At 71.9% G+C, this 24,306-nt stretch carries 20 protein-coding genes; 9 read left to right on the top strand and 11 right to left on the bottom strand.

What is annotated here, in order from left to right; genetic code table 11:
- Window positions 1-42: 42 nt before the first annotated feature.
- The gene (locus tag ACIBJE_RS16425) at window positions 43-1,140 is read left to right on the top strand and encodes a mandelate racemase/muconate lactonizing enzyme family protein (protein WP_396748903.1); all 1,098 of its coding nucleotides are present in this window, start codon (window positions 43-45) and stop codon (window positions 1,138-1,140) included.
- Between the two features lie 60 nt (window positions 1,141-1,200).
- Complete coding sequence (locus ACIBJE_RS16430; RefSeq protein ID WP_396748906.1) at window positions 1,201-2,163, top strand: NlpC/P60 family protein; 963 nt, start codon at window positions 1,201-1,203, stop codon at window positions 2,161-2,163.
- Between the two features lie 99 nt (window positions 2,164-2,262).
- Here the strand turns inward: ACIBJE_RS16430 and ACIBJE_RS16435 are convergent, their stop codons facing one another.
- The 3 genes from ACIBJE_RS16435 to ACIBJE_RS16445 form a co-directional block, all read right to left on the bottom strand.
- The gene (locus tag ACIBJE_RS16435; protein ID WP_396748907.1) at window positions 2,263-4,872 is read right to left on the bottom strand and encodes a tetratricopeptide repeat protein; all 2,610 of its coding nucleotides are present in this window, start codon (window positions 4,870-4,872) and stop codon (window positions 2,263-2,265) included.
- Window positions 4,873-4,907: 35 nt separating this feature from the next.
- Window positions 4,908-5,327, bottom strand: a complete 420-nt coding sequence (locus tag ACIBJE_RS16440; protein ID WP_396748910.1) for a hypothetical protein — start codon at window positions 5,325-5,327, stop codon at window positions 4,908-4,910.
- Window positions 5,328-5,660: 333 nt separating this feature from the next.
- Window positions 5,661-6,659: a TerC family protein gene (locus ACIBJE_RS16445; RefSeq protein ID WP_396748912.1), complete on the bottom strand. Its 999-nt coding sequence runs from the start codon at window positions 6,657-6,659 to the stop codon at window positions 5,661-5,663.
- Window positions 6,660-7,200: 541 nt separating this feature from the next.
- Between ACIBJE_RS16445 and ACIBJE_RS16450 the strand changes: the two genes are divergently transcribed.
- Window positions 7,201-7,494: an antibiotic biosynthesis monooxygenase gene (locus ACIBJE_RS16450; protein WP_088983001.1), complete on the top strand. Its 294-nt coding sequence runs from the start codon at window positions 7,201-7,203 to the stop codon at window positions 7,492-7,494.
- Between the two features lie 93 nt (window positions 7,495-7,587).
- Window positions 7,588-8,349 (top strand): SDR family oxidoreductase, encoded by a 762-nt coding sequence (locus ACIBJE_RS16455; protein ID WP_396748915.1) that lies wholly within the window; start codon window positions 7,588-7,590, stop codon window positions 8,347-8,349.
- A 33-nt stretch (window positions 8,350-8,382) separates the two neighbouring features.
- Here ACIBJE_RS16455 and ACIBJE_RS16460 read toward each other — a convergent pair whose 3' ends face one another.
- Together ACIBJE_RS16460 and uvrB are read right to left on the bottom strand one after the other, a co-directional pair.
- Window positions 8,383-9,249: a helix-turn-helix domain-containing protein gene (locus ACIBJE_RS16460; protein ID WP_396748917.1), complete on the bottom strand. Its 867-nt coding sequence runs from the start codon at window positions 9,247-9,249 to the stop codon at window positions 8,383-8,385.
- A 129-nt stretch (window positions 9,250-9,378) separates the two neighbouring features.
- The gene (gene uvrB / locus ACIBJE_RS16465; protein WP_396748920.1) at window positions 9,379-11,487 is read right to left on the bottom strand and encodes an excinuclease ABC subunit UvrB; all 2,109 of its coding nucleotides are present in this window, start codon (window positions 11,485-11,487) and stop codon (window positions 9,379-9,381) included.
- 300 nt (window positions 11,488-11,787) lie between these two features.
- Here uvrB and ACIBJE_RS16470 point away from each other — a divergent pair, with 300 nt between their 5' ends.
- On the top strand, window positions 11,788-13,332 hold the full coding sequence (locus ACIBJE_RS16470) for a hypothetical protein (RefSeq protein WP_396748922.1): 1,545 nt from the start codon (window positions 11,788-11,790) through the stop codon (window positions 13,330-13,332).
- Between the two features lie 36 nt (window positions 13,333-13,368).
- On the opposite strand, the gene coaE is transcribed toward ACIBJE_RS16470, so the two are convergent.
- A complete protein-coding gene (gene coaE, locus ACIBJE_RS16475; RefSeq protein ID WP_396748924.1) occupies window positions 13,369-14,547 on the bottom strand; it encodes a dephospho-CoA kinase in 1,179 nt (392 codons plus the stop codon).
- Between the two features lie 111 nt (window positions 14,548-14,658).
- On the bottom strand, window positions 14,659-16,149 hold the full coding sequence (rpsA, locus tag ACIBJE_RS16480; protein ID WP_396748927.1) for a 30S ribosomal protein S1: 1,491 nt from the start codon (window positions 16,147-16,149) through the stop codon (window positions 14,659-14,661).
- Window positions 16,150-16,496: 347 nt separating this feature from the next.
- On the opposite strand from rpsA, the gene ACIBJE_RS16485 reads away from it, so the two are divergent.
- The 4 genes from ACIBJE_RS16485 to ACIBJE_RS16500 all read left to right on the top strand — a co-directional run bounded on the left by ACIBJE_RS16485 (window position 16,497) and on the right by ACIBJE_RS16500 (window position 18,305).
- A complete protein-coding gene (locus ACIBJE_RS16485) occupies window positions 16,497-17,303 on the top strand; it encodes a class I SAM-dependent methyltransferase (protein ID WP_396748929.1) in 807 nt (268 codons plus the stop codon).
- A 73-nt stretch (window positions 17,304-17,376) separates the two neighbouring features.
- The gene (locus ACIBJE_RS16490; RefSeq protein WP_396748931.1) at window positions 17,377-17,622 is read left to right on the top strand and encodes a hypothetical protein; all 246 of its coding nucleotides are present in this window, start codon (window positions 17,377-17,379) and stop codon (window positions 17,620-17,622) included.
- Between the two features lie 46 nt (window positions 17,623-17,668).
- A complete protein-coding gene (locus ACIBJE_RS16495; RefSeq protein WP_088982992.1) occupies window positions 17,669-17,887 on the top strand; it encodes a DUF2945 domain-containing protein in 219 nt (72 codons plus the stop codon).
- Entirely contained in the window at window positions 17,874-18,305 is a 432-nt protein-coding gene (locus ACIBJE_RS16500; RefSeq protein ID WP_396748933.1) for a DUF3140 domain-containing protein, read from the top strand. Before ACIBJE_RS16495 ends, ACIBJE_RS16500 begins: the two co-directional genes overlap by 14 nt.
- A 441-nt stretch (window positions 18,306-18,746) precedes the next feature.
- On the opposite strand, the gene polA is transcribed toward ACIBJE_RS16500, so the two are convergent.
- The 4 genes from polA to ACIBJE_RS16520 all read right to left on the bottom strand — a co-directional run bounded on the left by polA (window position 18,747) and on the right by ACIBJE_RS16520 (window position 24,292).
- Window positions 18,747-21,446: a DNA polymerase I gene (gene polA / locus ACIBJE_RS16505; RefSeq protein WP_396748935.1), complete on the bottom strand. Its 2,700-nt coding sequence runs from the start codon at window positions 21,444-21,446 to the stop codon at window positions 18,747-18,749.
- Between the two features lie 134 nt (window positions 21,447-21,580).
- Window positions 21,581-22,333: an amino acid ABC transporter ATP-binding protein gene (locus ACIBJE_RS16510; protein ID WP_396749253.1), complete on the bottom strand. Its 753-nt coding sequence runs from the start codon at window positions 22,331-22,333 to the stop codon at window positions 21,581-21,583.
- 64 nt (window positions 22,334-22,397) lie between these two features.
- Window positions 22,398-23,381, bottom strand: a complete 984-nt coding sequence (locus ACIBJE_RS16515; protein WP_396748938.1) for an amino acid ABC transporter permease — start codon at window positions 23,379-23,381, stop codon at window positions 22,398-22,400.
- 2 nt (window positions 23,382-23,383) lie between these two features.
- Window positions 23,384-24,292 carry an ABC transporter substrate-binding protein gene (locus ACIBJE_RS16520; RefSeq protein ID WP_396748940.1) on the bottom strand — a complete coding sequence of 303 codons (909 nt, stop codon included), beginning with the start codon at window positions 24,290-24,292 and terminating at the stop codon, window positions 23,384-23,386.
- Between the last annotated feature and the right edge of the window lie 14 nt (window positions 24,293-24,306).

Raw genomic sequence — 24,306 nt, forward strand, 5'->3', positions numbered from 1 at the left:
CCGGCCTCCCCTGCCGCGCGTCCGTCTGTATAGATTGCCGCAATGACGATCGCTGCGGTACGCACCCACCGGCTTTCCGCCCCCTTACACACCCCCTTCGTCACCGCCCTGCGCCGCACCACCACCGTCGAGACCCTCGTGGTCGAGATCGTCGACGACGAGGGGCGCTCCGGGTTCGGTGAGGCCCCGCAGGTCTGGCAGGTCACCGGCGCATCCATCGACGGCTCCCGCGCCTGCGTCCACGAGGTCCTCGGCCCACTGGTCGCCGGACGCGACGCCGACGACCTCAACGCCCGCTGCGCCGAGATCCAACGCGCCGTCGCCGGCAACGAGGCGGCCAAGGCCGCCGTCGACACCGCCCTGCACGACCTCGCCGCCCGCCGGCTCGGCGTGCCCCTGGTGCGGCTGCTCGGCGGCACCAGCCGACACGTCCCCACCGACGTCACCGTCTCCGCCGGGGACGCGGTCGACCTGGCCGCCACCGCCCGGCAGCGCGCGGCCGACGGGTTCACCGTGCTCAAGCTCAAGGTGGGCACCGACGCCGCCGGCGACCTGGACCGGGTCCGCGCCGTCCGCGCGGCGGTGGGCCCCCGGGTGCGGATCCGTCTCGACGCCAACCAGGGCTGGACGCCCCGCGAGGCGGTCCGGGTCATCCGTGGCATCGAGGACGCCGGCCTCGACGTCGAACTGGTCGAACAGCCCGTCGCCCAATGGGACCTGGACGGGATGGCCTGGGTCAGCGACCGGGTGGACCTGCCGATCCTCGCCGACGAGTCCGTCTTCGGGCCCCGTGACCTGGTCGAGGTGATCCGCCGCCGCGCCGCCGACCTGGTCAACGTCAAGCTCGCCAAGGCCGGCGGGCTGCGCCCGGCCCGTACCCTGCTCGACCTGGCCGCCGCGCACGGCGTCGGCACCCTCGTCGGGTCGATGATGGAGAGCCAGATCGGCGTCGGCGCCGCCGCCAGCCTGGTCGCCGCGTACGGCACCACCGTCGTGGCCGACCTCGACGCCGCCTGGTGGCTGGCCTGGTCGCCGGTACGCGGCGGCATGCGGTACGACGGCGCCACCGTGGTGCTCCCCGACGCCCCCGGTCTCGGCATCAAAGGCATCGATGAAGCAAAGATTCAGCAGCATGGTTGATGACTGTTGGAATCTTTCATAAGGTCACCGCAGACGACCGCCCGACGCCTGGGAGTGCACGTGGAACTGCGAGCCGGCCAGCGGGCCGTCGTCCGGGTCGCCGTGGCGACCCTCTGGACCCGCCCCGAAGCGGTCCGCCCGATCGACACCCCCGCACTCGGGGCGCACGTCGACACCGCCGCCTGGATCGCCGGCATGGACACCGACCAGCAGGTCGGCGACTGCGTCCTGAGCCAACTCCTGCTCGGCGAGGAGGTCCTGGTCACCGAGGTGGGCCCGCCCGGCTGGGTGCGGGTCGTCGCCGTCGAACAGGCCGCCGCCGGCCTCGACCCACGCGGCTACCCCGGCTGGCTGCCCACCGGCCAGCTCGCCACCGCGCCCACCGGCCCACCGACCCCCACCCATCCGCTGGTCGTCGACGCCACCGTCACCGCCCTGCACGCCACGCCCCACGGCGACGTCCGGCTGCCCGGCGTCGCCCTCGGCACCCGGCTCACCCCCACCGGGCCGGCCGTCGACGGCTGGCGACCGGTGCGCGCTCCCGGCCACCCCGAACCGCTCTGGCTCCCCGACCGGCACACCGCTCCCCTACCGACCCGCCCTCCGGCCCCCGACGAGGCGCTCGCCGTCGCCGATCGGCTCCGCGACGTCGTCTACATCTGGGGCGGCACGTCCCCCGCCGGCATCGACTGCTCCGGCCTGGTGCACCTGGCCTGGCGACGGTTCGGGGTGTGGCTGCCCCGCGACGCCGGGGACCAGGCCGCCGCGACCACCCCCGTGGAACTCGGCACCGAACGCCCCGGCGACCTGTACTTCTTCGCCCGGCCGGGCCGGGGCATCCACCACGTCGGCATCGTCAGCGCCGCCCCACGACCCGGCGACGACCGCCGCATGGTGCACGCCTGCTACCAGCGCCGCCGGGTGCTGGAGGAACGCCTCCCCGACGACCGCACCGCCACCCTGGTCGGCGTCCACCGCGTCACACCCGGACCGTCGGACACACCCCGCCGCGAGCGGTCATGACCCAGGGACGCTCGGCCCGGTGCGGAGTTCCCCGCCGCCCTGAATAGCTGACGCGCTCCAGTCCCCGGGATACCGGCGGGACCGGGCCTGCCCGGCACATCACGACCTGCCACGCCCCCGCCAGCGGGCAAGGTTGCCGTGGACAGTGACAGTGTTCAGATGGTTGGGGCCGAGCACCCGCAGGCAGTCAGCGAGGAGTTCGTCGAGAGCCGCGGCAGCGCCCGCTGGGTCCCCGGCCTCACCAAGGCAGTGGGCCACGTTGTTGCGGGTGATGAGAGTACCGGGGTGGTCGGGGCCGAGCACCCGCAGTTGGTCGGTGAGGAGTTCCTCGAAGGCGGCGGCGGCGCCGGTCAGGTCCCCGGCCTGACCGAGACAGTAGGCGATGTTGTTGCGGGCGATGAGGGTGTTGGGATGGTCGGGGCCGAGCACCCGCAGGCAGTCGGTGAGAAGGTCCCTGGAAGCAGCGGCGGCGCCAGTCGGATCCCCGGCCTCGCTGCGCCAGCGAGCGATGTTGCTGCGGGTGTTGAGGGTGTCGGGATGGTCGGGGCCCAGCACCCGCAGTTGGTCGGTGAGGAGTTCCCGGTAGGCGGTGACGGCGCCGGTCGGGTCCCCGGCCTGACCGAGACAGTAGGCGATGTTGTTGCGGGTGGTGAGAGCACGGGGGTGGTCGGGGCCGAGCACCCGCAGTTGGTCGGTGAGGAGTTCCCGGTAGGCGGTGACGGCGCCGGTCGGGTCCCCGGCCTGACCGAGACAGTGGGCGATGTTGTTGCGGATGATGAGGGTGTCGGGATGGTCGGGGCCGAGCATCCGCAGGAAGTCGGTGAGGAGTTCCTCGAAAGCGGCGGCCGCGCCGCCCGGATCCCCGGCCTCGCTGCGCCAGGAAGCGATGTTGCTGCGGGTGTTGAGGGTGTCGGGATGGTCGGGGCCCAGCACCCGCAGGCGGTCGGTGAGGAGTTCCTCGAAAGCGGCGGCCGCGCCGCCCGGATCCCCGGCCTCACCGCGCCAGGAAGCGATGTTGCTGCGGGTGGCCAGGGTGTCGGGATGGTCGGGACCGAGCACCCGCAGGCAGTCGGTGAGCAGGTCCTTGGAAGCAGCGGCCGCACCGCCCGGATCCCCGGCCTCACCGCGCCAGCGAGCGATGTTGCTGCGGGTGGCCAGGGTGTCGGGATGGTCGGGGCCCAGCACCCGCAGGCAGTCGGTGAGCAAATCCTCGAAAGCAGCGGCCGCACCGCCCGGATCCCCGGCCTCACCACGCCAGTAGGCAAGGTTGTTGCGGGTGGTGAGGGTGCCGGGGTGATCGGGGCCGAGGTGGTGGGTCGCGGTGATGTTCAGCGTGTGGAAGTAGGCGATGGCGGCGGCGAGCTGGCCGGTTCTCCCGAGACTGCGGCCGGCGGCGAACAGGACGGGGTGGACGCCGCGAACGGCGTTCCACAGCAGTGGGTCGCTGTGAGTGTGCAGGGCGGTGGTGTTGGCGCGTAGGGCTTGGGCGTGGTCCCGGCCGCGTTCGATGTCGGGCCAGATGCTGCGCAGTGCGTCGGCGGCAGTGACCGCCAGCTGCGCGGCGTGGGCGGAGGGGGTGGCTTCGCGGACCGCGCGTTGCAGGAGCCCGTGGACCCGGACGGTACCGGTTTCGGGATCGGTGGTGGCGAGGCTGAGTCGGGCGAGGTTGTCGAGGGCGTCGGTGACGTCGTCGGCCGCGATCGGTCCGCCGGTGCGGGCGCCCAGGTGGGTCAGGACGGCGGGGGTGGTGAACACCTCGGTGGGGATGCCGTTGGGGTTGAGCAGGGCGGCCAGTTCCAGCACCGGCCGGGCCAGACCTTCTGGGGCAAAAGTATCGGCACGGTCGATGGACAGCGACCAGGTCACCGCGACCGGATAGGGGTAGTCGTCCGGCAGCACCCGGGGAGCCAGGGCGACCAACTGCCGCCGCCGGTCGGCGAGGCGGCGGCGGTAGCTGGCGCAGGTCATGCTCGTACGGTCGAGGATGTACGCGGCGGCCTGCGCCAACGCCAAGGGCAGGTGCCCGAGGTCGTCGGCCAGGTCGGCGGCCTGCTCCAACCGGATCGAATCGCCGGCGAGCTTCGCGGCCAGATAGTTCATCGACTCGGCCGGGGTGAACACGCCGACGTCGATGCGGTGCCGGCCTGCGGCCAGCGCACTGTCCATACTGCGGGTGGTAACCACTGTCCGTCCCGACCCGGTCGCCGCCGGCCACAGACCTTGCAGGTCGTTGGCATCGGTCACGTCGTCCAGAACGATCAGCCAGCGTCGTGGGGTAGCCGCCAGCCAGGCCAGGAACCGGACGGCGGCCTGCTCCGGGTCGGTGTCGTCGACGCCGACGACGTCGGCGGCGGCCTGGGCGTAGGCGGTGACCACCGCCGGCCGGGACGTCGCCGACACCCACACCAGCAGATCCAACTCACCGCAATCCCACAGCCGGCGAGCCAGGGCGACGGCAAGTTGGGTCTTGCCGACCCCACCGAGCCCGGCTGCCACCTGACACACCACCACACCCTCTCCTGCCGCCACGGCGGCGTCGAGGGCCTGATCGGCGGGGCGTTCCTGCCGACAGTGCGCCAACAGCGGCACCACCCCAACCTGGTGCGGCCAGGTCACCTGCCACAGCGGCTGATGGACGTGAACCGTCGCGCTGACCGGCCCGTGAGCGTCGCCACCGATGGCGATGGAGCCCGGAGCTGAAGCGTTCACCGGCCCGGGACGGTCGGGCTTTCGAGAACGGAAGATCACGCGGTGCCACCCCCGCCGGTGACGGTGGTGCGGATCGACGCAGTGCTACTGCCGCCGATCGCCACCGACCCCGCACCAGCAGCCCTCACCCCACCTCCAGCCGGTGGAGGAATCGGCGAGACGGCCGACACATCCGACACGTTGGCCTCTGTCACGCCGTGGCTGTCACCGCCGATCGCCACCGCCCCAGGCCCGCTGGCGTCCACCGGCCGCATACCCGCCCCCGAGCGGCTCTGGCGCCAGGTGAGCCAGCCCACCCCGAGCCCCGCTGCGGTAAGGGCCACGGACATGGGCCCCACGACCAGGGACACCCACTTCTCCGCCCGGTCCACCCCCTGCCCGGCCAGCACGACCACGATCCCGGTCGCCCCCACCCCGAACAGCACGGCCGCCATGACCACCCGCAGTCGACCCATCGACCCATCATCACCCATACGAGCCACACCCTCAGTATCAGAGGTGCCACGGCCCGCAGTCAGACCAAGGGCTCTGCCCGCCGCATCGGCCAGGAGCGCCGGCCGGGATGTCGGGCTCCGGATGCGGCGCGGAATCCTGTACATCCGCAGGGCGGCCGCCCTGCTGACGGGCACGACGTCGACGAGCACCAGGACGGTGCGTACCGGTTACCGAATGGGGATGCCGCCCGTACTGCCTGACCCGGGGCCGGGATACGCCGGCCGGCTGCGCAGCAGGCAGACGTTCGGGGAGTCCGCCGGATCCGGCGGACTCCCCGAACGGTGCGTGAACGGTCAGTGCTTGACGGCGAGCAGCTCGCGGCGGCGGTCCCGGGAGGACTTGACCAGGCTGGCAACCGTCGCCACGGCGAGCGTGCCGAGGATGACCGTCAGCGAGAGCCAGATCGGAATGTGCGGGGCCCACCCGACGTGCTCGCCGCCGTTGAGGAACGGAAGGTTGTTCTCGGCGAGCGCCTCGAGCACCAGCTTGACGCCGATGAAGCCGAGCACCACGGCCAGGCCGGTGCTCAGGTAGATCAGGCGGTTGAGCAGACCACCGAGGAGGAAGTAGAGCTGCCGGAGCCCCATCAACGCGAAGACGTTCGCGGTGAAGACCAGGTACGGCTCCTGGGTGATGCCGAAGATGGCCGGGATCGAGTCGAGCGCGAAGATCAGGTCGGTGGTGCCGATCGCGATCATGACGATCAGCATCGGGGTGAAGAGCCGCTTGCCGTACGCCCGCGTGGTCATCTTCGCGCCGTCGTAGCCCTGGGAGATGGGCAGTGCCCGTCGGCTCCACCGGATCAGCACGTTCTCGGTGAACTCGTCCTCGTCGGGCTCGCCCTGCCGGGCGAGGTTGACCGCCGTGTAGATGAGGAACGCGCCGAAGATGTAGAACACCCAGGTGAACTGCGAGATCAACGCCGCGCCGGCCGCGATGAAGGCGCCTCGCATGATCAGCGCCAGCACGATGCCGATCAACAGCACCTTCTGCTGGTACTGCCGGGGCACCGCGAACCGGGCCATGATGATCACGAAGACGAAGAGGTTGTCCACCGAGAGGCTGTACTCGGTGAGCCAGCCGGTGTAGAACTCGCCCGCGACCTTGCCGCCGCCGAAGAACCAGAGACCGACGCCGAAGAGCAGGGCCAGGCCGACGTAGAATCCGACCCAGAGGCTGGACTCGCGGACGCTGGGTTCATGGGGGCGACGGCCGATGACCAACAGGTCGAAGACCAGGATCGCGGTCAGCGCGATCAGGGTCACGGCCCAGACCAGTCCGGACACGTTCACAGCTTATCCTCCGGCAGGCACGCAGCGACCGGCACACCGCAACCCGTGGAACAGGAAAAGCCCAAGGCTCGGTGTGCCGGCGATGCTGACTCTGGTGACTGTCGGAGGTCTCTCCCGCCACCGCTCCGCGAACGGATCGATGACCGATGGTGCCGGGTCGACCGTCGGGGGACGTTCGACCGTGCTGACGACACCATCGTGAGGGATACTCCCCTCCTCGGCGGTCATTGTTCACCATGCACGCCTCCCCGCGCACCTCCCGAGGCGGCGAATGCCGACCACGTCACGTTCTCTTGCCTGTCACCGGTTCGTCACTCCCGAACTGCGGCGTGCGGCGTTCCGGCCGCTCGGCGTGGTTGACCGCGCGTGGGTACGGAGCGACACACCGCGCAGGGCATCCTAGGAGGCTAGGTGTCGTTTGTGGACGCTCGTGCGGTCCGGCCCGCCGGAAGCCGAGCGCACCCGCTGACCCCCGCCCGGCGCGTGGGACGAACCCCCACCCGCGCCCGGCGTCGGCCACCGGCATGGCAGGCTGCGGGGCATGGTGCTTGAGGTCGCGCTCATCGACGTACTGCCCGGACACGAGGACGCGTTCGCCGCCGCGTACGCCCAGGGTCACCCGATCCTCGCCGGCACTCCCGGCTGCCGCTCGGTGCGGATGACCCGCGGGATCGAGTCGCCGTCGCGGTTCGTGCTGCTCGTCGAGTGGGACTCCGTCGAGGCCCACGAACGCGAGTTCCGGGGCACCGAGCGGTTCGAACGGTGGCGGGCCCTGATCGGGCCGCACTTCGCCGGTCCGCCCCGGGTCGAGCACTTCGTCGACGTACCCGCCTGACGACGACGTCGGGACACCGGGGCAGCGGCCGGGACCACGGGCGCGGGGTGGAACCCGGTCGCGCCCGTCCGGCGCCTGTGGTTGGCTGACGGCATGACCGATCGGGTGGCCCTGGTGACCGGGGTCAGCCGGGGCGTCGGCATCGGCACGGCGGTCGCCCGGACCCTCGCGGCGGCCGGTCACCGGCTGCTGCTCACCGGCCTGCCCGGCTACGACGACGCCCAACCGTACGGCGGCGACCCGCAGGGCGTACCGACCCTCCTCACCGAACTGGGCGGGCGCGGCCAGTACGTCACCGCCGACCTGCTGGATCCGGCCGCACCGGCCGACCTGGTGGCCGAGGCGGTCCGGCGGTACGGCCGGCTGGACGCGGTGGTGGCGGTGCACGCCTACTCCACCCGCACCCCGCTCGGCACCCTGGACGCGGGCGAGATCGACCGGCACCTGCTGGTCAACGTCCGGGCCACCCTGCTGCTGGCCGAGGCCTTCGCCGCCGCGTTCACCGCCGGCCACGGCGGTCGGCTGCTGCTCTTCTCCAGCGGGCAGCGGCTCGGTCCGATGCCGGACGAGCTGGCGTACGCGGTGAGCAAGGCTGCGGTGGAGAACCTCACCGTCCAGCTCGCGCCGCTGCTGATGCCCCGAGGAATCACCGTCAACTGCGTGAACCCCGGCCCCACCGACACCGGCTACGCGCCACCCGAGGTGCACGCCGCCGTGGCCCACCACTTCCCCGGCGGGCGCTGGGGCACTCCGGCGGACGCGGCACGGCTGGTGGCCTTCCTCTGCTCACCCGAGGCCCGGTGGATCACCGGCCAGGTCATCGACTCCGAGGGCGGCTTCCACCGGTACGCCTGACCGACGCCGGAACGGCCCTCCGGGCCGCCGGGCTCACTCCTCGGTGACCTGCCCCGTGCAGAGCTCAATCGTGTCGGCGGCGGACAGGGCCGCGTCGAGCAGCCAACCGGCGAGCTGCTCGTAGCGGCGGACGTCCGGCTCGGCGGTCAGCCGCAGGTCGGTGGTGAGCGCCTCCAGCACCACCGTGCGGGGATCGGCCGGGTCCGGGAAGGCGTAACAGGAGAACGGCGTCAGCGGGTGCATCACGCTCCCGGCCACCGGGACGCCCCGGGGCAGGACCCGGATCGTCACGTTCGCCCGACGGGCCGTCGCCACCAGGTGCCGCACCTGCTCCCGCCATACCGGGGCGGGAACGCCGGCCCCGGTGAGCACGGCCTCGTCGAGCACCGCGGTGTACCGGGGGGCGTCCGCGCGCTGCAGCACGTCCTGCCGGGCCGCCCGGGCCCGGGTGTCCGCCTCCACGTCGATCCCCGGATCGAGGAGCCGGCCGGCGGCCACCCGCAACCGCGCGTACGCCCGGGTCTGGAGCAGCCCCGGCACCACGGCGGGCTGGTATTCGAAGATGGTGGCCGCGCCCGCCTCCAGCTCGGCGTAGGTGCGTTGCCGGTCCCCCATCTCGCCGAGGGCCTTCCACCAGCTCCGGTTGGTCGCGGCGTCCCGGGCGATGACGATGAGCGCCTCCCGTTGCGCGACCGGAACCTCGTAGACGTCGAGCAGGTCGAAGACGTCGGCCAGGTCGGGACGGCTCTGCCCCAGCTCGATGCGGGACAGTTTGGAGGTGGAGGCCCAGCCGAGCCTTTCGCAGACCTGTTCGAGGGTGAGCGCCGCCTGGCGACGGAGCTGGCGCAGCTCCGCGCCCAGGCGCGCCCGGCGGATAACGGGACTCGTTGGCAGCGGCATCCGGCCTCCCACCGTCGGAGACTACGGGGGGTTACCACCCAACGCAATACCCCGCTCACAGAGAGCAACAACGGGTGGCCGGGGTGCGTCGCTGCCGGTCAACCGGCCGGCGTGCCCGTCACCGGGAGGTCACTTCACCCCGGCCGCGTCCATGCCCCGCAGTTCCTTCTTGAGCTCGGCGACCTCGTCACGGATCCGGGCGGCCAGCTCGAACTGCAACTCCCGGGCGGCGGCGAGCATCTGGTCGTTGAGTTCCTGGATGAGCTGGGCGAGGTCGGCGCGGGCCATGCCCTCCCGGGACGGGCCGGCGGTCGCCCGCGCCCGGCTCCGGGTCTCCTTGACCGGGGCCTTGCCCCGGGAGAGCTGCCGCACCGCGCCACCGACACGGTTGTCGGTCTCGGTGTCCTCCGCCTCGCGGTAGATGTCGTCCAGGATGTCGTGGATCTTCTTGCGCAGCGGCTCGGGACTGATCCCGTGGGCCTCGTTGTGCGCGATCTGCTTGTCCCGCCGCCGGTTGGTCTCGTCGATCGCCTCGGCCATCGACGGGGTGACCTTGTCGGCGTACATGTGCACCTGTCCGGAGACGTTCCGGGCCGCCCGACCGATGGTCTGGATCAGCGACCGGCCGCTGCGCAGGAAGCCCTCCTTGTCGGCGTCGAGGATCGCCACCAGGGACACCTCGGGCAGGTCGAGGCCCTCCCGGAGCAGGTTGATCCCGACCAGCACGTCGTACTCGCCCTTGCGCAGCTCCCGCAGCAGCTCCACCCGGCGCAGCGTGTCGACCTCGGAGTGCAGGTAGCGCACCCGGATGCCGTTCTCCAGGAGGTAGTCGGAGAGGTCCTCGGCCATCTTCTTGGTCAAGGTGGTGACCAGCACCCGCTCGTCGCGCTCGGTACGCAGCCGGATCTCGTGCATCAGGTCGTCGATCTGCCCCTTGGTGGGCTTGACGACGACCTCCGGGTCGACCAGGCCGGTCGGGCGGATCACCTGCTCGACGTACTCGCCCTGCGCCTGCTCCAGTTCCCAGGGGCCAGGGGTGGCGGAGAGGAAGACCATCTGGCCCACCCGCTCCAGGAACTCGTCGAAGCGCAGTGGCCGGTTGTCGGCTGCGCTGGGCAGCCGGAAGCCGTGGTCGATCAGCATCCGCTTGCGCGAGGCGTCGCCCTCGTACATGCCGCCGATCTGCGGGATCGTCACGTGGGACTCGTCGACGACGGTGAGGAAGTCGTCGGGGAAGTAGTCGAGCAGGCAGTGCGGCGGGCTCCCCGGCAGCCGGCCGTCGATGTGCATGGAGTAGTTCTCGATGCCGGAGCAGAAGCCCACCTGCCGCATCATCTCGATGTCGTAGGTGGTGCGCATCCGCAGCCGCTGCGCCTCCAGCAGCTTGCCCTGCCGGTCCAGCTCGGCGAGACGCTCGGCCAGCTCGGTCTCGATGTCACGGATCGCCCGCTCCATCCGTTCCGGACCGGCGGCGTAGTGGGTGGCCGGGAAGATCAGCAGGTGGTCGACCTCGCGCACCACGTCACCGGTGAGCGGGTTGAGGTAGTAGAGCTTCTCCACCTCGTCGCCGAAGAGCTCGATCCGCAGCGCCATCTCCTCGTACGCCGGAATGATCTCCAGGGTGTCGCCCCGGACCCGGAACGTGCCGCGCTGGAAGGCCATGTCGTTGCGGGTGTACTGGATGTCGACCAGGCGACGCAGCAACTGGTCGCGGTCCAGCTCCTGCCCGACCTTGACCCGGACGGCCCGGTCGAGGTACTCCTCCGGGGTGCCCAGGCCGTAGATCGCCGAGACCGTGGCCACCACGATCACGTCCCGCCGGGTGAGCAGGGACATCGTCGCGGAGTGGCGCAGCCGCTCGACCTCCTCGTTGATCGAGGAGTCCTTCTCGATGTAGGTGTCGGTCTGGGGAATGTACGCCTCGGGCTGGTAGTAGTCGTAGTAGGAGACGAAGTACTCCACCGCGTTGTGCGGGAGCAGCTCGCTGAACTCCTTGGCCAACTGGGCGCAGAGGGTCTTGTTGGGGGCGAGGACCAGGGTCGGCCGTTGCAGCCGCTCGACCAGCCAGGCCGTGGTGGCGCTCTTGCCGGTGCCGGTCGCGCCGAGCAGGACCGTGTTCCGGTCGCCCCGGCGGACGCGCCGCTCCAGATCGTCGATGGCGGCGGGCTGGTCGCCGGCCGGCTGGAACTCGCTGACGACCTGGAAACGTCCGTCGAGACGGGGGATGTCGAGCGCCATGACCCCCACGGTACGCCGCCGGTGTGACACTCCGACCCGAACCACGGGAGCCGCCCTGACCAGCTTCGATATTCTCATTGTGGGCTACATCTCACCACGCTAAGGTGTGCACCGTAGGCCGCTCGCGGCGGCCGACCGGGCCGGGGCCCGGCCCTCGTCGGCCGACCCGCCCGGCGCAGGGGCTGCGGCACCCGGGTCGACCGGCGTGCGCCCCCGATGCGGTCGCGCCGAGCGCGCAGACCGGCCGCCGCGAGCGCCCCTGCTCGTCACCCCAGCCCGGTCGGGGGCGTTCAACCACTCGTGGAGACATCGCCCGACCGGGGGTCCGGACCCGCGCCCGCCTCGGGCGACGCGGTTCCGGACGTTCCCGGCGACCGGGACGACACCGCCCGGGCGGCGCCCCGGGCCCCGGTTCGCGGCGACCGGGCCCGCCGGCGGCATACCCTCCTGATCGGGCTCGGCGCGGTGGCCCTCCTCACCGCCACGGCCCTGGTCGCCGGCTTGCTCAGCTGGCGACCCGACCCGCCGGACCCGGCCCGTGCGCTCACCGTCGCCGAGGCCGAGCGGCTGGCCGCCGTCCGGGTCACCAACTATCGGGACGGACGGGCCCGGCTGCGGGCCACCGTCGGCCGGGGCGGCGACCGCGTCGAGGCGGTCGGCTGGGTCGACTGGACCCGGCCGCTGGTCTACCTCGACGTCGGCGGTCCGGGGGCGGGTCCGCTCCGGGGCCTGGTGCAGGCGACCCCCGGCGTCGTGGTGGTCCGTCCCGACCCGGCGGCCGTGCTCACCCCGGCCGTCCCACCGCTCATGCCCCCGGCCGACAACTGGCGGATCCGTGACCTGCCGGACCGTCCCGCACTGGCCGCCCTCCTCGACCTGCTCTTCGCGCTGTCGGCCGACCGGCCCGACCCGGTCACCCGGTTGCGGGATGCCCGCTGGGTCGCCCGGGACACCGTCAACCGCACGCCGGTCGACGTGTTCCGTACCGCCGGTGCGACGCCGGCCCCGACCGACGCCCCCGCCAGCGGCACACCCGCCCCACCCCCGGCCGGCAGCACGCCCGTGCACCCCCCGTCCGACGACGGGTGGCGTTACTGGGTGGACCGGGAGGCCCGGTTGCACCGGCTGACGGCCCGGCTGCCCGGCGCCGTACCGGTGACGCTGGACCTGGACCGGTCGCACCGCCCGCCGCTGCACCCGGTGGCCGCCCTCGGCGGCACCCCCGGGCTGCCCCGGGACCTGACCCGACAGGAGGCGGATCGGCTGGCCCGGATGCCCGCCCGGAACCGGGCCCTCGGCGGTACCGCGCTCGTCCTGGCCGTCCCCACCGGCACCGGCGCGAACCTGCGCGGCGGCGGCTGGCTGGACTGGCGTGGGCAGGTCGCGTACCTCGCCACGACCGACCTCGACGCGCCGGAGCAGCGGACCGTGGCCCGCCACGACCGGTCGGGCGTGACCCGGACGCGGGTGCCGGCCGGGGACGAGGCCCCGGACGCCCGGCCACCGCTGCCGCCGCCCCGCGACGCGCGCTGGGAGCGGGCCCGGAGCGGTCCGGGTGAGCTGGACCGGCTGGTCGGATCGGCGCTGCGGGCCGGCCGGGAGCCGCCGGACCCGGCCCGCGCCATCTGGCTGCGCCGGGACAGCGCCGGCAAGCGGCCGGTGGACGTCGTCGAGGTACGCGCCGGAGGTCACACGCTGCGGTACTGGCTCGACCGGTCCGGTGTGCTGCGTCGGCTGGAACTGCGGGCCGCGGTCGGCGCGTGGGCCCAACTCGACCTGGTGCAGGCGCCGGTGCCCCGGCTGCCCCCGGCCCCGGTCCCGGTTCCCCGGTCGTCGGCCCGCTGACCCCGCCACGACTCCGGTGGACACCGGCCGTCGGCGTCAGGGGCGCCAGCCGGTACGGGCGGCCCACTCCTCGGCGTGGACCTGCTCCTCGTCGAACCACGGTTCCTTGGCCAACGCGTACCCGACGTTGTCCGGGGTCGTCGCCGCCACGGCGCGTTTCATCGCCAGGTAGGCCGCCCGCTGCTCCGGGTCCGCGCGGAGGTGGTCACGCATCAGCAGTGCGTACCGCCAGCCCGGTGAACCGGCCTCCCGGACGTGCAGGTGGACCGGCCGGCCGGGGTCGGAGCTGCCGTGCAACCGCTTCGGCCAGGACTCCCCGCCGGGGGGACGGGGGCTGTCCCACCACTGGCCGGGGAAGCGCGGGAACCCGGCGTCGGCGAGCCGTTCGGCGAGCACGCCGTCCGCATCGTCGAGCGAGGACACGGTGAGCTGGACGTCGATGACGTCCTTGGCGGGCAGTCCCGGGACCGAGGTCGAGCCGATGTGGTCGATCCGTACGTCGGGGGTCAGCGCGTGTCGGATCCGGGCGGCGAGCCGTTCGTACTGCTGCGGCCAGGTCGGGTCCGGATCGGCGAGCCGGACCCGTCGCGTCCGTACCACCCGCTGCTCGCGCACGTTCTCCTCGTACGGCAGGAGCCGCTCGTGCCAGAGCGCGTCGACCGAGGCGTGCAGGTCGTCGAGGGTGGCGTCGTTGGTGAGCACCACGTCGGCGGCGGCCCGGCGGCGGGCGTCGTCGGCCTGCGCGGCGATCCGCCGCTCGGCCTCGGCCCGGCTCATCCCCCGGTCCCGCTCGAGCCGGGCCAACCGGATCTCCGGCGCCGTCTGCACCACCACCACCAGGTGGTACGTCGGGGCCAGCCCGACCTCGACCAGCAGCGGTACGTCGTTGACCACGACCGCGTCCGGCGGCGCGGCGGCGGCCAGCTCGGCGGACCGGGCCCGCACCCGGGGGTGGGTGATCGCCTCCAGCCGACGGCGTGCCGCCTGGTCGCCGAAGACCAGTGCTCCCAGGGCCGGCCGGTCGAGAGAACCGTCGGGGGCGAGCACCCCCGTGCCGAAGGTGGCGACGATCTCCGCGAGCCCCCCGCTTCCGGGGGCGACCACCTCCCGGGCGATCCGGTCCGAATCCACGACCACCGCGCCGAGTCGCGCGAAACGCGCCGCCACCGCGCTCTTACCGGAACCGATGCCTCCGGTCAGCCCCACCCTCAACACCGCACCAGTGAACCCGATCGGCCCCGCCCTGCCAACCCGAGGGTCCGGACAGGGGAAGGCCCCGTCCACCGTGGGGAGCCGGGGACGGGGCCTTCGGGTGCTACCTGTGGGTCACTTGCCGCCGGCGAGCTTCTCCCGCAGTGCGGCGAGCGCCTCGTCGGTGGCCAGGGTGCCGGACGGCTCCTCGGTCTGCCGGCTCGGGGCCGGGCTGGTCGAGGAGGTGGTGCCGCCGGTGACCACGGGGGTCGGGTTGGCAGCGGCCTCGGCGTCGGCGGCGCGGGAGTTCTGCACCTGCTTGGTGTGCGCCTCCCAACGCTGACGGGCCTCGGCGTACTGGTTCTCCCAGGTCTCGCGCTGCTTGTCGTACCCCTCGAGCCACTCGCCCGTCTCCGGGTCGAAGCCCTCCGGGTAGATGTAGTTGCCCTCGTTGTCGTAGGTCGCGGCCATGCCGTAGAGGGTCGGGTCGAAGTGCTCCTCGCCCTCGACGAAGCCCTCGTTGGCCTGCTTGAGCGAGAGCGAGATCCGCCGCCGCTCGAGGTCGATGTCGATGACCTTGACCATGACCTCGGAGCCAACCTGGACGACCTGCTCCGGGATCTCCACGTGGCGCTCGGCCAGCTCGGAGATGTGGACCAGGCCCTCGATGCCGTCGTCCACCCGGACGAACGCACCGAACGGCACCAGCTTGGTGACCTTACCCGGCACGATCTGCTGGATCGCGTGGGTGCGGGCGAACTGACGCCACGGGTCCTCCTGGGTCGCCTTCAGCGACAGCGAGACCCGCTCGCGGTCCAGGTCGACGTCCAGGACCTCGACCTCGACCTCCTGGCCCACCTCGACGACCTCGGACGGGTGGTCGATGTGCTTCCAGGACAGCTCGGAGACGTGCACCAGACCGTCCACGCCGCCGAGGTCGACGAACGCGCCGAAGTTGACGATCGAGGAGACGACGCCCTTGCGGACCTGCCCCTTCTGGAGCTTGTTGAGGAACTCCGTACGCACCTCGGACTGGGTCTGCTCGAGCCAGGCCCGGCGGGACAGGACCACGTTGTTGCGGTTCTTGTCCAGCTCGATGATCTTGGCCTCGAGCTCCCGGCCGACGTACGGCTGGAGGTCGCGCACCCGACGCATCTCGACCAGGGAGGCGGGCAGGAAGCCACGCAGCCCGATGTCGAGGATGAGGCCGCCCTTGACCACCTCGATGACCGAGCCGCGGACGACCCCGTCCTCGTCCTTGATCTTCTCGATCGTGCCCCAGGCCCGCTCGTACTGCGCCCGCTTCTTCGAGAGGATCAGACGCCCCTCCTTGTCCTCCTTCTGGAGGACGAGGGCCTCGATGTGGTCACCAACCGACACCACCTCGGCCGGGTCCACGTCGTGCTTGATCGACAACTCCCGAGAGGGGATGACACCCTCGGTCTTGTAGCCGATGTCGAGCAGGACCTCGTCCCGATCGACCTTGACGACGGTGCCTTCGACAATGTCGCCGTCGTTGAAGTACTTGATGGTCTCGTCGATCGCGGCGAGGAAAGCTTCCTCGGAACCGAGATCGTCGTGGGTGACCCGGGTGGCGCTCGAGGGGGCCTCGATGCTGCTCGTCATGTGGGCGGTTGCTCCGGTCGGATGGTTTGTCACAGCAGGCTTGTATCGCAGTGACCTGTTCGCGCCAGCGGATCCGCCTCCGGGCACACCGAACGATCGCCAAATGAGATCATGATGTGGCTCCGTTGACCGCGCGCCTGCTCCCTGCCGAGACACACGATCCGCGAGCGCATCCTCTAGCCTACCGGGTGCATTACCACAGCGTGCAAGCCCTCCCACCTCCTGCGGGGCGCGTCAGCTGCGAAAGCCGAAGAATCGCCCGCAATCCCCCACTCGTGTAACAGGCGTCACAACCGTCTGCCGGCACCGCCGACGGCCGCCGGGCGGGCGGGGCCTAGCGTGGTCGCGTGGACGACGACAACCGGGTGCTGCGCCGCCGGGTCGGCGACGCCGAGGCGCGCCGGGCCAACCGCCGCTGGTGGGACGCCGACGCCGACGACTACCAGGCCGAACACGGCCACTTCCTCGGTGAGGTGGACTTCGTCTGGTGCCCGGAGGGCCTACGCGAGGCCGACGCCCGACTGCTCGGCGACCTCGCCGGCCGGCGGATCCTGGAACTCGGCTGCGGGGCCGCGGCCGCCGCCCGGTGGCTGGCCGCCCAGGGGGCCACGCCGGTCGCCCTGGATCTCTCCGCCGGCATGCTGCGGCACGCCGCCCGGGCCGCCGACCGCAGCGGGGTACGCGTCCCGCTGGTGCAGGCCGACGCGCTGGCCCTCCCCTTCGCCGACGCGGCCTTCGACACGGTCTGCACGGCGTTCGGCGCGATCCCGTTCGTGGCCGACTCGGCGGCGGTGATGCGCGAGGTGGCCCGGGTGCTGCGTCCCGGCGGGCGGTGGGTCTTCTCGGTCACCCACCCGATGCGCTGGATCTTCCTGGACGACCCGGGGGAAGGCGGGCTGACCGCCGTCCACTCCTACTTCGACCGCTCCCCCTACGTCGAGCAGGACGAGCACGGCGTCGCCACCTACGTCGAGCAGCACCGCACCCTCGGCGACCGGATCCGGGAGCTGGTCGGGGCCGGGTTCCGCCTGGTCGACCTGGTCGAACCGGAGTGGCCGGCGGGACACGAGGGGATCTGGGGCCAGTGGAGCCCGCTGCGCGGTCGACTCTTCCCGGGCACCGCCGTCTTCGTCGCCGAGAAGCCCACGACCTGACGTCGCACCCGCTGTCCGTCCGACGCCCGGGATCCGACGTCAGGCTGATCCGTGTGAGCGCCGGCCCCGTCCCGTGGCCCTGAACACCAACACCAGCCGCCAGCCGGACGTGCTGCAGCACCGGATCGGCATCACCGCCGACCAGTCCCTGCTACACCCCCAGGACGTCGTCCTCGCCGTCGAGGTGGTCTCCCCGGGCACCCGCCGCGTCGACGGGTTCGCCAAGCCGGGCGAGTACGCCGCCGCCGAGAGCGCGGAGCTGGTCGAGCTGACCGAGCCGTTCGACATCAAGCTACCGGTCGCCGAGATCGCCCCCTGACGCCGGCGACCGGTTTCCACGCATCGGCGCCGGGTACCCGGCGGGCATGGCCGACAGGGAGTTCCGCGAGGGCGACCACGTCTCCTGGGCCAGCCACAGCGGCCGGGCCCACGGCGTGGTCAAGGAGAAGCTGACCGACCGGACGCACGTGCGGGGGCACGCGGTGAACGCCTCCCCGGAGCATCCGCAGTACCGCATCCGCAACGACGACTCGGGCCGGGACGTCGCGCACAAGCCGGAGGCGTTGCGCCATGAAGAACGATGAGCAGGAACGGGACACCTACCGGGAGTTCACCGAGGCGGTGAACATGAAGCCCGGCGAGCTGTCGAGGTGGCTGGAGACCGAGGAGTCCCAGCATGTCGGCTGGCGCAGCAAGGGCAAGCAGAGCGGGGAGACGGTCGGGCACGAGTCGGGCCGGCGGATCGTCGACCTGCTGCGCCGCAAACGTGCGGAACTGTCCGCCGCCGACTTCAAGCACATGCGCAAGGTCGTCGGCTACGTCCACCGGCACATGGCCCAGCGTCCGTCCGGGGACGTCCGCGACACGAAGTGGCGATACTCCCTGATGAACTGGGGCCATGACCCGCTCAAGGCACCGCTGCCGCCGCCCGGCGGCCCGTCCCGCCGCGCCCTGGAGCGACACGGCGCCCCGCCCAAGTCCCGCCGGGGCCCGGCCCGCTAGCCACCGGGCCACGGCGCACCCCGGCCCCCGGAAGCCACGTCCAACCGGCCCGGGGTGCCGCCCGCCCCCGCCGGTGCGCATGGTCATCCGGGTGCCGTACGCGGGCGGCGTGAACCGGCACCGCGAAGCCCGCCGAGACCGGCCGCGGTCACGACCCGCCCAGGTCAGGACGCGACCCGGACCACGTCAGGGGTTCCGGGCAGCCCGACCCGCGCAGGGATCAAGCTTGCCCGCCCGGAGCGGGTCGGGCTGCCCGGGACCTCCACCGCGCCGAACCAAGCCACCCCACCCCGCCGACCGGCGCATGCCCGACGGCTCGCGGTGCCAACACTCCGTCGATCATGGAGCCGTGGCGCCTGACTGGTGACGATTGCGAGGTTTGGGCGGTGCCCCAACTCCATGATCGACGGGGCGGCAGCGGCCTGTCGCCGGGAAGGCCCGTCAGTGGCCGGCGCTGTTCCAGTCCCGCCCGTCGCCCACGGACACCTCCAGCGGCACCGAGAGCGGGTACGCCCCGCCCATCTCCCGCCGCACCAGCGCCTCCAGCGTCTCCCGCTCCCCCGGCGCCACCTCGAAGACCAGTTCGTCGTGCACCTGCAACAGCATCCGCGAGCGCAGTCCGGCGTCCCGCAGCGCCGTGTCGACGTGCAGCATGGCGAGCTTGATGATGTCGGCCGCCGAACCCTGGATCGGGGCGTTGAGCGCCATCCGCTCGGCCATCTCCCGGCGCTGCCGGTTGTCGCTGACCAGGTCGGGCAGGTAGCGACGACGCCCCAGGACGGTGGAGGTGTAGCCGTCCTGGCGGGCCTTGTCGACCACCGTGCGCAGGTAGTCGCGGACGCCACCGAACCCGGCGAAGTAGTCGTCCATCAGGCTCCGGGCCTCCTCGGCGGTGATGCCGAGCTGCTGGGAGAGGCCGAACGCGCTGAGCCCGTACGCCAGGCCGTAGTTCATCGCCTTGATCTTGCGCCGCTGGTCGGCGGTGACCTCCTCGACCGGCACGCCGAACACCGACGAGGCGGTGACGGCGTGGAAGTCGGCCCCGGAGTTGAACGCGTCGATCAGCTTCTCGTCCGAGGACAGATGCGCCATGATCCGCATCTCGATCTGGCTGTAGTCGGCGGTGAGCAGGCAGTCGTAGCCCTCGCCGACCACGAACGCCCGGCGGATCCGCCGGCCCTCCTCGGTGCGGATCGGAATGTTCTGCAGGTTGGGCTCGGTGGAGGAGAGCCGGCCGGTCGCGGCCACCGTCTGGTTGAAGGTGGTGTGGATGCGGTCGTCGTCGGAGACCGACTTGAGCAGCCCGTCGACGGTCGACTTGAGCTTGGCGACGTCCCGGTGCCGCAGCAGGTGCTCCAGGACCGGGTGCTGGGTCTGCGCGTAGAGCCAGCCGAGGGCGTCCGCGTCGGTGGTGTACCCGGTCTTGATCTTCTTTGTCTTGGGCAGGCCCAGCTCCCCGAAGAGGATCTCCTGGAGCTGCTTCGGCGAGCCGAGGTTGAACTCCCGCCCGATCTCGGCGTACGCGGCCTGCGCGGCCCCCTTCACCTCGCCGGCGAAGTGCGCCTCCAGCTCGTGCAGGTAATCGGTGTCGGCGGCGATGCCGACCCGCTCCATCGCGGCCAGCACCCGCATCAGCGGCAGCTCCACCCCGGCCATCAGCCGGGCGGACTGCTCGCCGTCGCGGGACAGCTCGGCGTCGATCGCGTCGGCCAGGTCCAGGGTGGCCCGCGCCTGGAGCATGAGGTTCTGTTCGGCCTCGCCGTCGTCGCCGAACCCCTCCAGGGTGAGCTGGCCGGTCTCCGGGGCGTCCACCCGCAGCTCCCGGTGCAGGTAGCGCAGCGCCAGGTCGGTCAGGTCGTACGAACGCTGGTCGGGGCGGGCCAGGTACGCGGCGATCTGGGTGTCCCGGTGGATGCCGGCGAGTTCCCAGCCGTGCGCGGCCAGCGCCAGCACCGCCGGCTTGCTGTCGTGCAGCATCTTGGGCCGGTCCGCGGCACCGAGCCAGCCGGCCAGCGCCGACTCGTCCGCCGGCGTCAGGCGGGCCGGGTCGCACCAGGCCGCCGCGCCGGCCCCGGTCGCCAGGGCCAGCCCGACGACCGAGGCGGTGTGCCGGCGGTTCGGGCCGGTGTCGAGCTTGACCGCCACGCCGACCGGGACGTCGACCGGCGCGTGGTCGGCCAGCCACCCCGCCAGGGCACCCGGCTCGGTGAGCACCTCGCCGGTCAGCTCGAAGCCGGCCTCGGCCTCCGGCTCGACCGCCTCCAGGTACTGGTAGAGCCGGTCCCGCAGGATGCGGAACTGGAGCGTGTCGAAGACCTGGTGCACCGCCTCCCGGTCCCAGCCGGTCCAGCGGGTGTCCTCGGCCCGCAGCGGCAGGTCGAGGTCGGCGACCAGGCGGTTCAGGTCGTAGTTGCGGAGCACGTCGGCGAGCCGCTCCCGCAGGCTGTCGCCGGCCTTGCCCTTGATCTGGTCGGCCTGCGCGACGACCCCCTCCACCCCGCCGTACAGGTTGATCCACTTGGCGGCGGTCTTCGGGCCGACGCCGGGCACGCCGGGGAGGTTGTCGCTGGTCTCGCCGACCAGCGCGGCGAGGTCGCGGTAGCGCTCGGGACGGACGCCGTACTTCGCCTCGACCGCGTCGGCGTCCATCCGGGCCAGGTCGGAGACGCCCTTACGGGGGTAGAGCACGGTGATCTTGTCGTCGACGAGTTGGAAGGCGTCCCGGTCACCGCTGGAGATCAGCACCGACATGCCCTGGTCACGGGCCTGGCAGGCGAGGGTGGCGATGACGTCGTCGGCCTCGTACCCCTCCTTCTCCACCACCGGGACCCGCAGCGCGGCGAGGACCTCCTTGACCAGGCTGACCTGGCCGACGAAGTCGGCCGGGGTCTCGCTGCGACCGGCCTTGTACTCGGCGTACTTCTCGGTGCGGAAGGACCGGCGGGAGACGTCGAAGGCGACCGCGAGGTGGGTGGGCCGCTCGTCGCGGAGCACGTTGATCAGCATCGAGGTGAAGCCGTAGACCGCGTTTGTCGGCTGCCCGGTCGTGGTGGAGAAGTTCTCCACCGGCAGGGCGAAGAAGGCCCGGTAGGCCAGGGAGTGGCCGTCGACGAGGAGCAGGCGCGGGGTCGTAGCTGTCACGCAGGCGACTCTAGTCCGTACCCCCGACAGCGCCCGGTGCGACCGGCCCGCCGTGCGCTGCGGGCGCCGCGGCGGCCGGTTCCCGCCGCGGTGTGCGGGTGCCGCGACGGGAGGTTCCCGCCGCGGCACCCGCGTCACAGCACCCGGGCCAGGAAGTCCCGCGTGCGGCTGTGCCGGGGGTTGGCCAGCACCTCCCGGGGTGGACCGGACTCGACCACGACCCCGCCGTCCATAAAGATCAGCGAGTCGCCGACCTCCCGGGCGAAGCCGATCTCGTGGGTCACCACGATCATCGTCATGCCGTCGCGGGCGAGGTCCTTCATCACGTCGAGCACCTCGCCGACCAGCTCCGGGTCGAGCGCGCTGGTCGGCTCGTCGAAGAGCATCAGCTTCGGCCGCATGGCCAACGCCCGGGCGATGGCGACCCGCTGCTGCTGGCCGCCGGAGAGCTGGCCCGGGTAGTTGCCGAGCTTGTCGCTGAGCCCGACCCGGTCCAGCAGCGCGGCGGCACGCTCCCGGGCCGCCGCCTTCTTCTCCCGGCCGAGCAGCACCGGCGCCTCGACGACGTTCTCCAGGACGGTCATGTGGGGGAAGAGGTTGAACCGCTGGAACACCATGCCGATGGCCTGGCGCTGGGCGGCGACCTCCTTCTCCCGCATCTCGTGCAGCTTGCCGCCGCGTTCCCGGTAGCCGATCAGCTCGCCGTCCACCCAGATCCGGCCGGCGTTGATCTTCTCCAGGTGGTTGATGCAGCGCAGGAAGGTGGACTTCCCGGAGCCCGACGGCCCGAGCAGGCAGCACACCTCGCCCGACCGCACCTCCAGGTCGATGCCCTTGAGCACCTCGACCGACCCGAACGACTTGTGCACCTGCTCGGCCCGGACCATCAGGTCGGTCCCCGTACCGGCAGACGTCTGGACGGCGTCGCCGTCGGACTGCTTCGCGGTCGCCTCAGTCACCCTTCACCACCTCCCCGGTCCGGCCGCCGGTCTCGGCGGTCATCCCGCGCAGTCTGGTCTTCGCCCGCGCGCTGCGGCCGACGCCCCGGGAGAAGTGCCGTTCCAGGTAGTACTGCCCGACCAGCAGCACGCTGGTGAGCAGCAGGTACCACAGGCACGCCGCCACGTACATCGGGAAGACCTGGAAGGTCCGGGTGCCGACGCCCCGGAGCTGGAAGAACAGCTCGGTGGAGACCGGCACGAAGGCCACCAGGGAGGTGTCCTTGAGCATCGCGATGGTCTCGTTGCCGGTCGGCGGGATGATCACCCGCATCGCCTGGGGCAGCACGATCCGGCGCAGGATCTGCGACCGGCGCAGGCCGAGCGCCTGAGCGGCCTCGGTCTGCCCCTCGTCGACGGACTGGATACCGGCCCGGACGATCTCCGCCATGTACGCCGCCTCGGAGAGGCCGAGCGCCAGCATGCCGGCGACGAAACCGGTGAGGATGTCGACGGCGGAGAAGCCGAAGAGCCGCGCCTCGAAGTCGTCCACGCCGAAGAGCGCGCCGAGCTGCCGGTCGAAGGGGAGCCCGACCTCGATCCGGGACCAGAGGATGCCCAGGTTGCCGAAGAGGATCGCCAGCACCAGCCGGGGCACCGCCCGGAAGAACCAGGTGTAGACCCAGGAGACGCCGCGCAGGATCGGGTTCTCCGACAGCCGCATGATCGCGACGACGATGCCCAGCACCACGCCGATCAGCATCGCCAACACGGTCAGCGCGATGGTCCCCCGCAGACCCTCGATGATCGCCGGGCGGAACATCTCGTCCACCATGAACGACCAGTTGAACGCCTTGTTCGTCACCAGCAGGTGCACGAACATGGCCACCAGCACCCCGATGACGAAGACCGCGATCCACCGTCCGGGACGCCGCACGGGCACGGCGCGGATGGGTTCCGGCCGTGCCCGTTCGGTTGGTTCTGTTCCGACCGACATGGTCAGCTGGTCGGGTTCAGGGCCGAGGTCTTGATGCCGCCGCCCTCGACGCCCCACTTCTTCAGGGCCGCCTCGTACGTGCCGTCGGCGATGACCGCCTGCACGGCCTCCTTCAGCACCTCGGCGAAGGCCTGCTGCTCCTTGTTGACCGCGTAGCCGTACGGGGCCGACTCGTAGATGTCCCCGACGAGCTGGAGCTGGCCGTTGCTCTGCTTCACCGCGTACGCCACGGCGGGCGAGTCGGCGAGCATCGCGTCGTTCTTGCCGCTGACCACGGCGGCGGTCGCGTCGCTCTGGTTCTGGTACTGGTCGATGGTGATCGCCGGCTTGCCGGCGTCGGTGCACTTCTTCGACCGGGCGTTGAGGTCGTCGACCTGCACCGCGCCGGTCTGCACCGCGACCTTCTTGCCGCAGGCGTTCTCGATGTCGAGCGTGGTGCCCGACTTGGCCAGCCACTGGGTGCCCGCCGAGTAGTAGCTGATCATGTGCACGCTCTTCACCCGGTCCGCGTTGATGGTGAAGGACGAGACACCGATCTCGTACTTGCCGGAGGAGACCGCGGGCAGGATCGAGTCGAACGGAGCGGACTCGTACTCGGCCTTGAGGCCGAGCTTCTGGGCCACCGCGTTGAACAGGTCGATGTCGAAGCCGATCACCGTCTTGCCGTCGGTGTCGAGGTACTCCGCCGGGGCGTACGTGGAGTCGGTACCGACCTTGATCACACCGTCGGCCTTGATGGCGTCCGGCACCTTGGCAGCCAGCGCCGCGTCGGCCGACGCGGTGACCGAGGGACCGGAACCGGGCTCGTTCCCGGTCTCCTCCTTCTCGCCGCACGCGGCGAGCGGGAGGGTGAGCAGCACCGCGCCGGCGGCGCCGAGCAGCGCGCGGCGGCCTCCGTTGGTCCTGAACATGTGTGGGCTCCTTG

Origin of the sequence: Micromonospora sp. NPDC050187 (genome assembly GCF_044459745.1) — a bacterium.
GTDB lineage: Bacteria > Actinomycetota > Actinomycetes > Mycobacteriales > Micromonosporaceae > Micromonospora.